12 protein-coding genes are annotated in these 14,308 nt (G+C 45.0%); 6 read left to right on the forward strand and 6 right to left on the reverse strand.

Features of this window, described 5'->3' with window-relative positions; translation table 11 throughout:
• The first annotated feature begins 5 nt into the window (after positions 1–5).
• The 5 genes from L3V23_RS01560 (at position 6) to L3V23_RS01580 (ending at position 4,720) form a co-directional block, all read left to right on the forward strand.
• Positions 6–1,193: a beta-ketoacyl-[acyl-carrier-protein] synthase family protein gene (locus L3V23_RS01560; RefSeq protein ID WP_237291831.1), complete on the forward strand. Its 1,188-nt coding sequence runs from the start codon at positions 6–8 to the stop codon at positions 1,191–1,193.
• Entirely contained in the window at positions 1,186–1,650 is a 465-nt protein-coding gene (locus L3V23_RS01565; RefSeq protein WP_237291832.1) for a hotdog family protein, read from the forward strand. The genes L3V23_RS01560 and L3V23_RS01565 overlap by 8 nt, the downstream gene beginning before the upstream one ends.
• Complete coding sequence (locus L3V23_RS01570) at positions 1,647–2,372, forward strand: 3-ketoacyl-ACP reductase FabG2 (protein ID WP_102986969.1); 726 nt, start codon at positions 1,647–1,649, stop codon at positions 2,370–2,372. Before L3V23_RS01565 ends, L3V23_RS01570 begins: the two co-directional genes overlap by 4 nt.
• Positions 2,369–3,598: a beta-ketoacyl-ACP synthase gene (locus L3V23_RS01575; protein WP_042481765.1), complete on the forward strand. Its 1,230-nt coding sequence runs from the start codon at positions 2,369–2,371 to the stop codon at positions 3,596–3,598. Before L3V23_RS01570 ends, L3V23_RS01575 begins: the two co-directional genes overlap by 4 nt.
• A 201-nt stretch (positions 3,599–3,799) precedes the next feature.
• On the forward strand, positions 3,800–4,720 hold the full coding sequence (locus L3V23_RS01580) for an aminoimidazole riboside kinase (RefSeq protein ID WP_102967895.1): 921 nt from the start codon (positions 3,800–3,802) through the stop codon (positions 4,718–4,720).
• Positions 4,721–4,814: 94 nt separating this feature from the next.
• Here the strand turns inward: L3V23_RS01580 and L3V23_RS01585 are convergent, their stop codons facing one another.
• Both L3V23_RS01585 and L3V23_RS01590 read right to left on the reverse strand, forming a co-directional pair.
• The gene (locus tag L3V23_RS01585) at positions 4,815–6,455 is read right to left on the reverse strand and encodes a glycoside hydrolase family 32 protein (RefSeq protein ID WP_237291833.1); all 1,641 of its coding nucleotides are present in this window, start codon (positions 6,453–6,455) and stop codon (positions 4,815–4,817) included.
• Between the two features lie 180 nt (positions 6,456–6,635).
• On the reverse strand, positions 6,636–7,622 hold the full coding sequence (locus tag L3V23_RS01590; RefSeq protein WP_102967897.1) for a LacI family DNA-binding transcriptional regulator: 987 nt from the start codon (positions 7,620–7,622) through the stop codon (positions 6,636–6,638).
• 328 nt (positions 7,623–7,950) lie between these two features.
• Here L3V23_RS01590 and L3V23_RS01595 point away from each other — a divergent pair, with 328 nt between their 5' ends.
• Positions 7,951–9,390 carry a sucrose-specific PTS transporter subunit IIBC gene (locus tag L3V23_RS01595; RefSeq protein ID WP_042481754.1) on the forward strand — a complete coding sequence of 480 codons (1,440 nt, stop codon included), beginning with the start codon at positions 7,951–7,953 and terminating at the stop codon, positions 9,388–9,390.
• 78 nt (positions 9,391–9,468) lie between these two features.
• Here the strand turns inward: L3V23_RS01595 and L3V23_RS01600 are convergent, their stop codons facing one another.
• From L3V23_RS01600 to L3V23_RS01615, 4 genes are all read right to left on the reverse strand, one after another.
• Positions 9,469–9,831, reverse strand: coding sequence for a DMT family protein (locus tag L3V23_RS01600; RefSeq protein ID WP_237291953.1), 363 nt, complete (start codon positions 9,829–9,831; stop codon positions 9,469–9,471).
• 94 nt (positions 9,832–9,925) lie between these two features.
• Complete coding sequence (locus tag L3V23_RS01605) at positions 9,926–11,191, reverse strand: HAMP domain-containing sensor histidine kinase (protein ID WP_237291834.1); 1,266 nt, start codon at positions 11,189–11,191, stop codon at positions 9,926–9,928.
• Positions 11,188–11,865 carry a response regulator transcription factor gene (locus L3V23_RS01610; RefSeq protein ID WP_237291835.1) on the reverse strand — a complete coding sequence of 226 codons (678 nt, stop codon included), beginning with the start codon at positions 11,863–11,865 and terminating at the stop codon, positions 11,188–11,190. The genes L3V23_RS01605 and L3V23_RS01610 overlap by 4 nt, the downstream gene beginning before the upstream one ends.
• Positions 11,866–12,089: 224 nt before the next feature.
• The gene (locus L3V23_RS01615) at positions 12,090–14,225 is read right to left on the reverse strand and encodes a TonB-dependent siderophore receptor (RefSeq protein WP_237291836.1); all 2,136 of its coding nucleotides are present in this window, start codon (positions 14,223–14,225) and stop codon (positions 12,090–12,092) included.
• Positions 14,226–14,308 lie beyond the last annotated feature (83 nt).

Consider the following 14,308-nt stretch of genomic DNA (forward strand, 5'->3'; position numbering starts at 1 on the left):
CCTAGATGAATTCTTCAACTTCATTTCCAGTGTTTATTCATGATTGTGGTTTTCACTCTGCGCTAGGGAGTGAAACGGTCGCTATTCATCAAGCACTACAATCCGGGCAGTCAAAAGGCATGCTCATAGACAATGAGATTCTCAACACCCATACGCCCACGGTGATTGGGCGAGTTACTGAGGCGCTACCAAAAATTCCTCAGCCTTTGTCAAAATATGCGACACGTAATAATCAGCTCGCTTTATCTGCTCTCTTGCAAATCAAATCCAGCGTTGAAAATGCTATTCAGCAATACGGTGCTGACCGTATTGCCGTCATTGTCGGTACCAGTACCTCTGGCATTTCTGATGGTGAAATCGCCTATGGGCAAAAAATCGCTCAAGGAGCATTCCCAGAAAACTATCACTACACCAAGCAAGAGTTAGGTGACAGTGCTCATTTTGTTGCGGATTACTTCAAGATCACCGGTCCTAGTTACTCGATTTCAACCGCTTGCTCTTCCAGTGGCCGCGTTTTTATCAGCGCAAAACGTCTGCTACAGGCAGGCATTGTTGACGCTGTATTGGTTGGTGGTGTCGATTCCATCTGTAAACTGACACTGAATGGATTTAATGGCTTAGAAGCTCTGTCGAATCAGCTTTGCCAACCATTTAGCGCAGACCGTTCAGGCATTAATATTGGTGAATCGGCGGCATTTATGTTGTTGGGCACAGAACCAAGTGATGTCGCATTGTTGGGTGCAGGTGACAGCTCTGATGCACACCACATTTCTGCGCCTCATCCAGAAGGTAACGGTGCAGAACAAGCCATGCAAAAAGCGCTTGAAGATGCCAGTCTTACACCAGAAGATATCGGTTACATCAACGCCCATGGCACAGCGACCCCACTGAATGACAGCATGGAAAGCAAAGCCATTTACCGTGTCTTTGGTAACAACGTACCCGTCAGTTCAACCAAGTCTTTAACCGGTCACACCCTTGGTGCTGCAAGTGCGACTGAAGCCGCTATCGCTTGGCACATTTTGCGTCATCATCTACCACTGCCTATGCAGCGCTGTGCAAACAAAGCAGACGATATTGAAATTTTACTGGTAGAAAGCGAGCAATTTTTGGGTGGCAAAGCCATTCTCAGTAACTCTTTTGCTTTTGGTGGCAACAACATCAGCTTAATTTTTGGATATCCCCATGACTGAACTACCTGCAATCGCAACACTGTTGCCTCATGATAATCCAATGATTTTGGTTGACCGCGCTTTGTCTATCGGGGCGACATCCATCCATAGTCAGGTGGATATTGATAAACATCTTATGTTCTTCAATCCCGAAACCAATACAGTACCAGCTTATGTTGGCATTGAATTTATGGCGCAATCCATCGCGGCTTGGTCTGGCTATCAAGCATTACAAAAAGGGCAAGAGCCTCCTATCGGATTTTTATTAGGCAGCCGCCGCTACGCCACAGAGTGTGACCAATTCACCCTAGGTCAGACTCTGGATATCTTCGCAGACCAAGTGATGGAAGATAACGGAATGGCTGTTTTCTCTGGCCGTATAGAATACCAAGGGAATACAATTGCTCAGTGCCAACTGAACGTTTATGTTCCTACACAAGAAAAATTACAAGAAATGAAAATTAGGAGTCATGTATGACCCGACAAGTTCTCGTCACTGGTGCCAGTAAGGGAATAGGCAAAGCAATTGCTATTCAGCTAGGTAAAGATGGCTTCAACGTCGTCGTTCATTACATGGGAGACCAGAATGGTGCCCAAGCAACACTTGATACGATTGTCGAAAATGGCGGTTCTGGCCGATTGATCAGATTTGATATTAGTAACCGTGCTGAATGTAGAAGCCAGATTGAAGCGGATATTGAACAACACGGCGCTTACTACGGTGTTGTTAACAATGCGGGTATCACTCGTGATACTGCTTTCCCTGCAATGACAGAAGAAGAGTGGGACGGCGTTATCCATACCAACCTCGACAGCTTCTACAATGTGCTGCACCCTTGTGTGATGCCGATGGTTCAACTGCGTAAAGGTGGACGAATTGTCACTTTAGCGTCAGTGTCCGGCATTGCGGGTAACCGTGGCCAAACCAACTACAGTGCAGCAAAAGCGGGCGTGATTGGCGCAACGAAGTCACTGGCTTTAGAGCTGGCAAAACGCAAAATCACGGTGAACTGTGTTGCTCCGGGTTTAATTGATACTGGCATGGTCGATGAGCATGTGAAAGAACATGCACTGCCGCTTGTTCCGTTGCGTCGTATGGGTGAACCAGAAGAAGTGGCAGGTCTGGTTAGTTATTTAATGTCTGATATCGCTGGGTATGTCACTCGCCAAGTTATTTCTGTAAACGGAGGTCTCGTATGAACCGCAGAGTTGTTGTAACCGGTATGTCCGGTGTTACTGCGTTTGGTAACGACTGGGAAAGTATCGAACCTCGTTTACGCGCTTGCGAAAACGCCACCCAATACATGCCCTCGTATGAACAATATGACGGACTGAATACAAAACTGGCTGCACCGGTCACTGATTTTGAATTACCGAAACACTATAAGCGAAAGCAAGTACGAGGTATGGGACGCGTTTCTATGCTCGCAACAGTCGCGACAGAGAATGCACTGATTCAAGCTGGCTTAATCGGTAATGAAGTACTTACTAACGGCCAGACAGGTATCGCTTACGGATCTTCAACAGGTAGTACAGACGCTGTTGGTGCATTCGGCGTGATGCTGAATGAAAAGACCACCAGAGCGATTACCGCAACGACTTATGTGCAAATGATGCCGCACACCACAGCAGTCAACGTAGGTCTGTTTTTCGGCCTTCGTGGTCGTGTAATTCCGACTAGCAGTGCTTGTACTTCAGGAAGCCAAGCGATTGGTTATGCCTATGAAGCGATCAAACATGGATATCAGACCATAATGGTCGCTGGCGGCGGTGAAGAGCTTTGCCCTACAGAGTCAGCGGTATTCGATACCTTGTTTGCAACCAGCCTGAAAAACGATGCACCAAAAACCACGCCTAGCCCATACGATAAAGATCGTGATGGTCTGGTGATTGGTGAAGGTGCTGGCACACTGGTTTTAGAAGAGTATGAACATGCCAAAGCTCGTGGTGCCAAAATCTATGCAGAAATCGTTGGTTTTGCCAGTAACTGCGATGCGGCGCACGTTACACAGCCTCAAATGGAAACCATGCAGATTTGTATGGAGCAGGCGCTGAAAAACGCGAATCTCTCTCCGGATAAAATTGGTTATGTGTCCGCCCATGGTACGGCGACGGATCGTGGAGACATTGCCGAAAGCAATGCTACAGAAAAAGCCGTAGGCAGAGTGCCAATCAGTTCCCTAAAGAGCTACTTTGGTCATACTTTAGGTGCATGTGGTGCGGTGGAAGCTTGGCTGGGCTTAGAGATGATGCATACAGGTTGGTTTAACCCTACCCTTAACCTTAATAACCTTGACCCAGAGTGTGGCGATCTTGATTACATCACTGGCTCTGGTCGTGAAATGCAAATCGATTACCTGATGAGCAACAACTTCGCTTTCGGCGGTATTAACACCTCGATTATCTTCAAACGAATTGCTGATTAAGCGTTAGCAATCCGTTTAAGCTTCAACAACGATTTTTTAAGCCGCCCTTATTGGTAAGATAAGGGCGGCTTTTTTATCTCCACCTCTATACTTCAATAAAAATTGTTAACGGGATTGGATAATTAAATCAATTTCGGGAACGTTACCGAAAACTGAATTATACTAGCCGCATTTGAAAGTAAGATTCGATGGAGAGACACAATGAATACTGTGTGGGTAACAGGCGACGCTGTCGTTGATTTAATTCCTGATGGGGAAAACCATTATCTCAAATGCCCAGGCGGAGCTCCGGCAAACGTAGCAGTGGCGATAGCGCGTCTTGGCGGTCAAAGTGCGTTCTTTGGCAGAGTGGGAAATGACCCGCTGGGAAGATTTATGAACCAGACGCTTTCACAAGAACAAGTGGATAGCCGCTATCTTATCTTGGATAACGACCAGCGCACGTCTACAGTGGTGGTCGATCTGGATGACAGTGGCGAACGCAGCTTCACTTTCATGGTGAAACCGAGCGCGGACCAATTTCTGCAAACCAGTGATATTCCAAACTTCAAACAGGGTGACTGGCTGCATGTATGCTCAATTGCTCTGGCAAATGAGCCTAGCCGAAGCAGTACTTTCGAAGCAATTGAACGAATCAAAAAGGCTGGCGGAAGCTTTAGCTTTGACCCTAACCTTCGTCCAGAAGTCTGGCAGAAACCACAAGAGATGGTTGCAACAGTGATGCGTGCAGTAGCGAACGCTGATGTGGTTAAGTTTTCAGAAGAAGAACTTACCCTGCTCACAGAGACCGACTCCATCGAACAAGGTTTGAATGCCATTAAAGCGTTGGAGATTCCTCTGGTAATCATCACTCAAGGCGCTAAAGGTGCACTTGTCGTGACTAAGGAAAGCCAGACATTAATCAGCGGGAAAGTAGTGAAACCCGTTGATACCACGGGTGCTGGTGATGCCTTTGTCGGTGGATTGTTGTACCAGCTTTCTCAAACGCCAGACTGGCAAAAAGCAGAGAACATTGCTCTTGCTGTCGAATGTGCTCACGGCTGTGGTGCCTTAGCAACCACACAGAAGGGCGCAATGACGGCTTTACCAAATCAACAAGCGTTGAAAGCGTTCCTTGAGTAAGCATTTAAAATAAGCGTTTTTAAATACAACAAAGCCACCTATTACTAGGTGGCTTTCGTTTATCGGGCTTTAGTTTCTCTTTATCTACTCTCAGCTAGACAGCAGGAGCAAATGTCGATTCCACGACCGATTTCAAAGGTGCAAACTCAGCACTGACGTTCGCTCCTTCTAAAATAATTTGTGTTGCTGACTCTGGCGTAAAGACCCTGCCCGTCATCACATGTTCACCATGGTTGATAAACACTTCCAACGATGAGTTATCGGCCAGTATCTGCAAATGTACCGCTTTGTCACTATCTAACGGCAGCTCACGAATGACATCACCTTCTCGAATTTGAGTTTGGCTTCGGTCGAAACGAAGTACACGTTTATCTGTATCAAGCTGCAACTTCACACCATAATTGTCGTCAGACATCAGTGTAAGAGCACTTCCCCAAGGCAGTTCAACGTTAAGCTCAAAGCTTTTGGTTTGTGCATCGACAGGACTGATTCCCAGCTCCAAACTTGATACTGACTCTCTAAGCTCCGCAAGCTCGCGAATTGGAGTTTGGACAATCTTGCCATTCTCCCATTTTAGCTCTCTTAATGCGGTGAGTTGGTGTATCCAGCCATGGTCACAACTTGGCTGGTTAACTTCATCGGGTAACCCCATCCAACCGACCATAACTCTTCTTCCGTCTTCTGTTTCCATGCTTTGAGGCGCATAGAAATCAAAACCCGCATCCAGTTGCCAACCTTCAAGGAAATGAATTTTTCCTTCACCATCCTGCTCAACATGATAAATGCGATTTTGGTGCTCAATAGTATGATTCGGATTCTCGGATTTAATCCCTTGTGGCCCAAACACAAAAAACAGATCACCGTTCAGCTCAAACATATCTGGGCATTCCCACATGTAGCCAAAAGGTTCAAGTTCATCACCATAGAGGGAATCAAAATCCCAGTTCATTAAGTCATTTGAATGATATACAGCTAAACGACCTTGCAGATCGGTAGTTTGCGCGCCTAGCAGCATATGCCACTTATTTTGGCGATAGAGTATTTTGGGGTCGCGGAAGTGTTCAGTAACACCAGCAGGTAAGGTGCGAATCACAGGCCCCAGTTTCTCCGCCGTATTGTCTTCGTTTAAGCGTGCGACACATTGCATCGTTTGTCTCTGACGATCATGGCCTAAACGTGTGTTACCAGTATAGAAAAGCAATAACTCACCTTCATGGCTTACTGCATGACCCGAGAACACACCATGGCTATCAAACCAGTCTGAAGGTGTGAGAGCAATGGATTGCCAATTCCAATTCACCAAATCGCGGCTTTTTAAAAGAACCCAGTATTTGTCTTTATGCTCACAAGCATAGGGATACCACTGATAGAACAGATAGTATTCACCATTGTGGTAAACAAAACCGTTAGGATCATTTAACAGACCTTGTGGTGGGGAGATGTGCCATTGTGGGCGATAACTGCAGGTCGTAGGTTGCAGATGTTCTTTTGCTGATGCTATTTGCTTCTCGGCAATCAAACGACCTAAGGAAGCCAAATCCTCATCACTAACGGCGCTGCTTCTAGGCATAGATAACTGCCATTCGCCTAACACCGACTCTGCTTGCACAGAATCTGGACAGGGCAATGCTTTTTGAGCATCTTTAACGGCAACAACCACCCGTCCTTCGGGAGCCAAAATACGTACGATGTTATCAACACCACCAGCGAGTTCGATAAGGAATTGTAGAGACATAGTCTTACCTAATTAAATTCTAGCGAAAACGAAAATAAGAGTTTTCTGTAAATTATTTCGGGAACGTTCTCAAAATATAAAACAACCGCTCAATTAGCAAGTATTTAAGCGGATAGATAAAAAAAGAGTCTGGTTAGTGTGAAGCTGGGCACAAAGCCCAGCCATTATTGAGGAAGGAATCTAGCAGGTTTCGCGGTCTATATTTTGGAAAGTGAGTACGACTTTACTCATCTCCAATCCTTTGCCTGCAATACGCTCTAACAGCATTTTCGCAGCATTTTCTCCCGCTTTATCAAAGGCATAATTAAAGGTTGATAAGCTGGGTGTACTGACAGAAGAAAGCTCATCGTTACCCACACCGAGTACTTTAATTTGTTTGCCCACTTCAACACCTTGCTCTAGCAAAGCTCGAATAGCTCCGAGAGCGATCCTGTCGGTGGCACAAAACAGCCCGTCCATATCCGGAAATGCTTTTAGCTGTTGCTTAGCTAGTCTATAACCAGATTCAATAGAAAAATCCCCGTGAGCATGGAACAACAGAGACAACTGGTTAAAACTTAAAGCTTGCTCCAAGCCTTGCGAGCGCTGGATATCAACAGCAATGTCGTCTGTTTGCACGCCTATAAAACCGATGCGTTTGCATCCTGCCGCGACTAAACGATTTCCCGCTTCAAAACCAACCCGCGTATCGTCATGGACCACGCTTGGAATGTTATAAAGAGAGCCGTCTTGACCGATGAGTACTACAGGTACATTGGAATTCTGGATCGCTTTAACCAATGGCGCATCTAAATGTGTCGCGTAGAAAATAATTCCTTCCACACGTTTCTGGTTAAATATTTGAATATATTCAAGTTCTTTTTCGTGAACCTGATGAGTATTGGCCAACAAGACGTGTTTTCCCGCTTGTTCAAAAATGGCCGTTAAACCGTCAACACCTTGTGCTGTGGCGTGTGAGCTTACACGGGGAACAATCACACCCACCAAATTAGTCTTCTGTGATTTTAAGTCTTTTGCGACCTGATTGACTACGTAACCGCACTCTTTGACAGCCTGTAACACCTTGATTTTCGTTGATTCTTTAACGCCATACTCGTTGTTAATAACACGAGATACCGTAGATTTCGATACACCAGATAATCTAGCGACGTCGTGCAAACTTGCCATAAAGTACCCTACTAAGAACAAATTGGGATTGATTGCAAACTTATCTGCATTCTTCGATTTATATATCGTGATTCTACCCTTGTTTTTGTCATTCTTGCCTACCCTTTTGGCGATCATCTTCACAATATTCACCGTTTGCTTTTGACCATGAGCAATTTTTTAACAAGAATCAATATTGCAAACGTTCCCAAAATAACAATTAAGAACCAATTTTTAACCTACCCAGTCAATCGGGCTTGCAGAAAGACTAGCGAAAGCTGGTGATGAAAATGCAACTTCAAGTGAGACGGGTATCTATACTGACTATTAACATGAAACGGGGTGAGTTATGGACTATCCAGTCATAGCAAAACAGCTTCTCGACCATTTGGGTGGTAAAGCCAATATCCAAGCTTTAGCACATTGTGCGACACGCTTACGCTTAGCGCTAAAAGACGATGCACTTATCGATGAAGCTGCGATTGAATCGCTTGAAGGCGTTAAAGGACAATTTAAGGTTGCTGGTCAATACCAGATTATCTTTGGTTCTGGCATCGTTAACCAAGTATACGCAGAGATGGCAAAACTAACCGGTATGACAGAAATGTCGACCAGTGATGTGGCAAGTGCTGGCGCAGATAAACAAAACATTGTGCAACGTGCAGTGAAAGGACTTTCGGATATCTTTGTTCCGATTATCCCTGCTATCGTGGCTGGCGGTCTGTTAATGGGTCTATTCAACGTATTAACAGCGCAAGGTCTGTTTATAGACGGACAATCGCTGATTGACGCAAACCCAGGTTTGGCTGATCTCGCTAGCATGATTAACACTTTTGCTAACGCCCCTTTTGTATACCTTCCGGTATTGCTAGCATTCTCAGCTTCTCGTAAGTTTGGCGGTAACCCTTTCCTTGGCGCAGCCCTTGGTATGTTGATGGTTCACCCAGATCTTCTCAATGGCTGGGGATTCGGTAGTGCATCGGTTTCGGGAACTGTACCGACTTGGAACATTCTTGGTCTAGAAATTCAAAAAGTAGGTTACCAAGGTTCAGTTCTACCTGTACTGGTGTCAGCGTTTATCCTTGCCAAAGTTGAAAATGGCCTGCGTAAGTTTATTCCATCTGTGTTGGATAACCTTCTTACACCTATGTTGGCAATTTTCATCACCGGTTTCCTAACTTTCACTTTGGTAGGCCCTATCACTCGTGATGTTGGTTTCATGCTTGGTGATGGTCTGAACTGGCTATACGATTCTGCAGGTTTTGTTGGTGGCGCACTGTTTGGCTTCATCTATGCACCATTCGTAATTACCGGTATGCACCACAGCTTTATCGCAATCGAAACTCAGCTTCTTGCAGATATTGCGGTAACTGGCGGTACGTTCATCTTCCCTATCGCGGCAATGTCTAACGTAGCACAAGGTGCAGCGGCTTTGGCGGTTGGTTTCAGCACTAAAGATATCAAGCTAAAAGGCATAGCAGTTCCTTCCGGCATTACGGCTCTACTTGGTATTACTGAACCAGCGATGTTTGGTGTGAACCTTAAACTACGCTATCCGTTTATTGCAGCCATCACTGGCGCAGCAGTATCGAGCGCATTTATCACATTGTTCAATGTAAAAGCTCAAGCACTAGGTGCAGCGGGTTTACCGGGTATTATCTCAATCTCACCAGATAAGATTAGCTACTACGTTGTAGGCATGGCGATTTCATTTGCAGTGGCATTCGGTATGACCATCCTTCTAGGTTTGCGTGCTAAAGCAAAACAAAATACCCAAGCGTTAGCGTAATCCCCCTCAATTATTACGCTTTACATTGCCCACTACGTTTGTAGTGGGCATTTTTATTTGTCCAGACTGGCTGAATAACTATGAAAGGGCTGCGATGATTTGTGGACGGAAGATAAAAAACACTGCGCCTAACAAGCAAAGCCCTGCCCACACAAAATCCATTCTGAAGGGTTCTTTCATGTAGATAAGCGCAAAAGGAACAAACACAGTTAGCGTGATCACTTCCTGCAATATTTTCAACTGCCCAAGATTTAATACAGTGTAGCCAATACGGTTGGCCGGTACCTGAAAAAGATACTCAAATAGCGCAATTTCCCAGCTTAGCAAGGCTGCAATAATCCACGGCTTGTGACTCAATTCGCGCAGATGGGCATACCAAGCGAACGTCATGAAGACATTGCTGATGAGCAATAAGCCAATAGTGATTAACATAGGAGGGATAGCAAACATTCAATGAAACTCCACGCAACAACAGCGATATTAATTGCGCGGAGTTTGCTACTAACAAACGCTTTTAGCAATAGGGATCACGCTGTTACTTGGTTGAAAAATTGATTCGAACATCGCGGCCATCAGTGAACTCTTCAATCGTAAAATCCCATTGATAATGACTTACGATTCTATTCGTTAATTCAAGGCCTAAACCAAACCCAAGTTGGTTTTGAGTATCACCACAACTTTCGTCTCGGTTCATGATAATGACTTGTGAACCAGCCTGCTCTATCACCACTCTGCCACGCAAGGTATGTTGATAAGCATTTCGAATCAGGTTGCTGAGTACGATACGGCTCATGGTGACTGGTAATTCAAATACGCCGCCGGACAGGCTTACCTCAACGTTTACGTCTTTATCGCGAATCAGATAGTTCAAATCTTGGCACAACTGCTTTATCAATTCACCGAGGTTGACTTGCGTCAGCTGCAACTCGTTGTGTCGCCCTCTGTTGAGCCACAGCAAGGTATCGCAGAGATCGGTCATAGTGACACCCGCTCTCAATATGCGTTCCAGCACTTCTTTTTGCTTTTCAATCGAATTGGGTTTATCGACCAGTTTCGCCATTAGCTCGGTATTACTGCGAACCACGGCAATCGGCGTTCTCAGTTCATGGCTAGCATGAGCAAGAAACTTGTGTTCACGGTGTAATGTTTCTTCAACCGAAGATAAGCTATTTTTCACAATCAATGCCAAACGATTGAGCTCGTTATATTGGAAATCGGGCAAGGGTCGATTAAGTTGGCAAGGCGTCAACGTTTTTGCCCATTTCGCTAAGCGTTCTATAGGGTTGGCAACCAATTGTCCGATAAAATACATACACACAGCGAAGAGAGTTAAAGCTATCGCTGCGTAAACAAGAATCTGACACAAATGAGGGAGCTTATCTTTGTTGAGACGGGAGCTCAGATCCGCCGCTTCAACTTCATCAATAATGCGTGAGATATAGAGAACTTCATTCTCACCTCGTTCGTATCGAAGCAAAAACAAGGCTCTATTCGGTTCAGAATACCAATTATCTCGATAAACTCGTTTACTAAAATCCAAATGCTTAGTTGGCTGAGTAAACACTTGTCGGATTTCGGGTGTGACATCTTCCCATTGGCGAACAACTTGAAAACCCAGAATGGTTTTCGGCGCGTCAACAGAGGAAAAGCGGCCAATTTCCTGCATGTTAATTCGCAGTCCGCTGTCTAACCCTTTCTCAAAGTAACTCGCAGTTAGCGTAGAGAAACCGACAACCGTGATGGTAGCCATCCCCATAATAGTACAGACAATGAATATTTTTAGACTACGGCGAATTTTCATGACGCATCCTGAGAACTGATAGCAAAGCCAAACCCCGGAATCGTTTGAATTAAAGGAGCCCAATCATTCTGGTCTACTTGCTTTCTCAAGTTGAAAATGTGCACTTTTAAACTGTTGCTGTCCGGTTGTTCGTCACCCCAAACCGTATGAATGATTTTTTCTCTTGAGACTCCTGAGGGGTACTCCCTCATCAATATTTCAAGAATTTTCAAAGCAATAGGAGAAAGTTTAAGAAGCGTTCCGGCTCTGGTTGCCTGACGATGGCTGAGATCCAGTTCAAGATCGTCAATCGTCAGTTTAGAAATTTGCCCACTGCGACGTTTGGCTAGCACCTGCATACGAACCAGCAGTTCTTCCATTGCAAACGGCTTCACCAGATAGTCATCCGCACCGCGACTGAATCCTTCCAGTTTGTCGTCAAGAGTATCTCGCGCAGTCAGCATCAAAACAGGCGTTTCAATACCATTGTTGCGAATGCGTTCGCAGACCACTAAACCTTCAACTTTAGGCAGGTTAAGGTCGAGAATAATAACGTCATAGCGATTAGACATAATCAGGTTGTAGCCAACCTGACCATCGGAAGCGTAGTCACAATCGATATCTTCCAATGACATATAGTCAATTAATGCCGTAGCAAGATCCAAATCATCTTCTACTAATAATGCCTTTAACATTTGCCGAACCTAACCTTCCTAACGCAACTTTACCGTTCGATGCCGAAACAAAAACGCCAAGGATACTATTTTAGCTACCCATCGTATAACGGTTCGGCGCATCTAATTTACAAATAACATTTTAACTGATGGCAGACTAAATCATCCGTAGTTAAGGAAAGGTTAAAACATAAACGCCCGACATTCGTCGAGCGTTTAGTAAAAAAATGAATTAATTCCTTCGGTTAAAACTCATAGTTGACCTTTAATTCAATCGTACGCTCAGCACCATACCAGCAATTCGCGCTGTCGTAGCAAGTGTAATACTCTTCATCAAACAAGTTACTGCTGATAAGTTCTGCTTTTGCGCCAGTAAGAGAATCACTAAGTTGTGCTAAGTCATAGCCAATCGACATGTCAGCCACTATGTAGCTTGGCACTTTGCCTTGAGTATTGGTTGCGTCCATATTCATCTGCCCGACATAACGACCGCCAGCACTGATTCTCAAACCATTCAACGTCCCTTGTTCTACGTTGTAGGTCGACCATAAGCTCGCACTGTGTGTTGGCACATAAATAGGCGTCGTACCCTGTAGGCCATTTGCGCTGTCTTCAGTCACTTCAACATCCGCGTAAGTATAGTTGGCTGCCACATCCCAGTTTGGCATCAACCACCAGCGACCTTCGACTTCAAACCCTTGTGAACGCACTTCACCCACTTGCAGTTCATCTTGATAGGTTGCAGATGAAGGGTCTGTAACCACCATATTGCTTTTGACAATACGATACAGCGATGCTGTCAATTGTTGACTCATATCAGCAGAAAGATACTTAACACCTAGCTCAACCTGCTCACCAACCTCGGGTTCGAACGGCTTACCAAACTTGGAATCGACTCCAGCAACAGGGGAGAAACTGGTGGCAAAGTTGGCAAACGGCGAAATGCCTGACTCAAATTCGTATAAAGCGCCTACACGGTAAGAGAACTCGTTATGGTCTGCTTGGGTATTGCTTCCTGAAAAGTTATTGATACCTTTATAGTTGTCAAAGCGACCACCAGCGATAAATACCCATTGGTTCCAGCGCAGTTGATCTTGAAAATACGCACCTAGCTGATCGACTGACACTTGATCGTTACCAGCATAAACTTCACTGACATTAGAACGATTCAGCAAACTGTTATTGGTATTGTAGATATTGAATTGATAAAAACCGCTGTCACTGGTTGAGTACTCTTTATAAGCGGAATCACCACTCAGTGTTTGATAATCCAAACCAAATAGCAGGTTATGTTCCACACTTCCCCAACGGACAACCCCAGATAGCTGGTTATCCACCACTAAGCCTTGATAATCTTCATCTGTGGTATAGATATTACGGCTTAAGGTTCCGGTCGTTTGATTAAACCCAGAAGCGGAGTGGTAAGTGTTTTCCTGAGAGAGTGAAGCATCCGTATAACGTAAATTTTGTAGAAAGCCCCAATCATCATTGAATCGATGCTGAATTTTGTAGCCAAGCATCATGATTTCTCGTTCGAAATGGCTCCAATTATTGTCCCCAGCATAGGTGGAAGGCGATGTTGAGCCATTCGTTATCGCCGCCAAAGGAAGTGAGGAGTTCATCCCCATCGCCGGATCCTTCTGATAATACATATTAAGATTAATCAGCGTATTTTCCGTTGCTTGCCAATCAATCGAAGGGGCTACCAAGTAACGCTCTTCCTCGGTGCCGTCCACCTGACCATCTTGCTTGCGAGCTTTTGCAATCAAACGATAAGAGACGCTGCTGTCGCCAAACTGCCCTGTGGTATCTAAAGCCGCTTGTGTTAGGTTACGCGAACCTGTGGAAGCAGATACCTCTGTGTGTTTCTGGCTTTGCGGTGACTTTGCAATGGTATTGATCATGCCGCCCGGCGGCATAGAGCCATAAAGTACGGATGTTGGCCCTTTGAACACTTCCACTCTTTGAATCGCAATCGGGTCGATTTGTGGCTGCAAGTTCCAGCCTTTCAGATATTGGAGGACCAAACCATCGTAATAGGTTTGATCGATACGAAAACCACGAATGTAGAAGTTATCGTACATGGTGACCGCGCCGCCTTTGGTTTCGGTCACAACACCTGACGAGTAACGCAGCGCCTGACCTAAAGAAGTTACACCACGCTGTTCGAGTTCTTCGCTTTCAATAACTGAAATAGCTTGCGGCGTTTCTTCCGCCTCTAATGCGGTTTTGGTCGCTGTATTTCGATAAGTCTGACCGAGAACGGTAACAGTTTCGACAGATTCTGAACTCTGATCTTGAGCAAAACTCAACGGAGAACAAAAAGCCGCTAATAAAGCCAAAGCTATCGGCGAAAAATGGATTTGTTTTTGTCTGTACATAATGTTTCAAATACCCTGCTTTCTTTATAAGAATAAATATCATTTGCATCTTACTCATCACAGCAGGGAAAAAGTTAACAATT

The sequence above is a fragment of the Vibrio sp. A1-b2 genome (assembly GCF_021726015.1).
In the GTDB taxonomy this organism is placed as follows: Bacteria; Pseudomonadota; Gammaproteobacteria; order Enterobacterales; family Vibrionaceae; genus Vibrio; species Vibrio diazotrophicus.

What these genes read in the sequence shown, in the direction of transcription:
- L3V23_RS01560 (WP_237291831.1), top strand. Translation starts at nt 6, where the DNA reads ATGAATTCTTCAACTTCATTTCCAGTGTTTATTCATGATTGTGGTTTT.
- L3V23_RS01565 (WP_237291832.1), top strand. Translation starts at nt 1,186, where the DNA reads ATGACTGAACTACCTGCAATCGCAACACTGTTGCCTCATGATAATCCA.
- L3V23_RS01570 (WP_102986969.1), top strand. Translation starts at nt 1,647, where the DNA reads ATGACCCGACAAGTTCTCGTCACTGGTGCCAGTAAGGGAATAGGCAAA.
- L3V23_RS01575 (WP_042481765.1), top strand. Translation starts at nt 2,369, where the DNA reads ATGAACCGCAGAGTTGTTGTAACCGGTATGTCCGGTGTTACTGCGTTT.
- L3V23_RS01580 (WP_102967895.1), top strand. Translation starts at nt 3,800, where the DNA reads ATGAATACTGTGTGGGTAACAGGCGACGCTGTCGTTGATTTAATTCCT.
- L3V23_RS01585 (WP_237291833.1), bottom strand. Translation starts at nt 6,455, where the DNA reads ATGTCTCTACAATTCCTTATCGAACTCGCTGGTGGTGTTGATAACATC.
- L3V23_RS01590 (WP_102967897.1), bottom strand. Translation starts at nt 7,622, where the DNA reads ATGGCAAGTTTGCACGACGTCGCTAGATTATCTGGTGTATCGAAATCT.
- L3V23_RS01595 (WP_042481754.1), top strand. Translation starts at nt 7,951, where the DNA reads ATGGACTATCCAGTCATAGCAAAACAGCTTCTCGACCATTTGGGTGGT.
- L3V23_RS01605 (WP_237291834.1), bottom strand. Translation starts at nt 11,191, where the DNA reads ATGAAAATTCGCCGTAGTCTAAAAATATTCATTGTCTGTACTATTATG.
- L3V23_RS01610 (WP_237291835.1), bottom strand. Translation starts at nt 11,865, where the DNA reads ATGTTAAAGGCATTATTAGTAGAAGATGATTTGGATCTTGCTACGGCA.
- L3V23_RS01615 (WP_237291836.1), bottom strand. Translation starts at nt 14,225, where the DNA reads ATGTACAGACAAAAACAAATCCATTTTTCGCCGATAGCTTTGGCTTTA.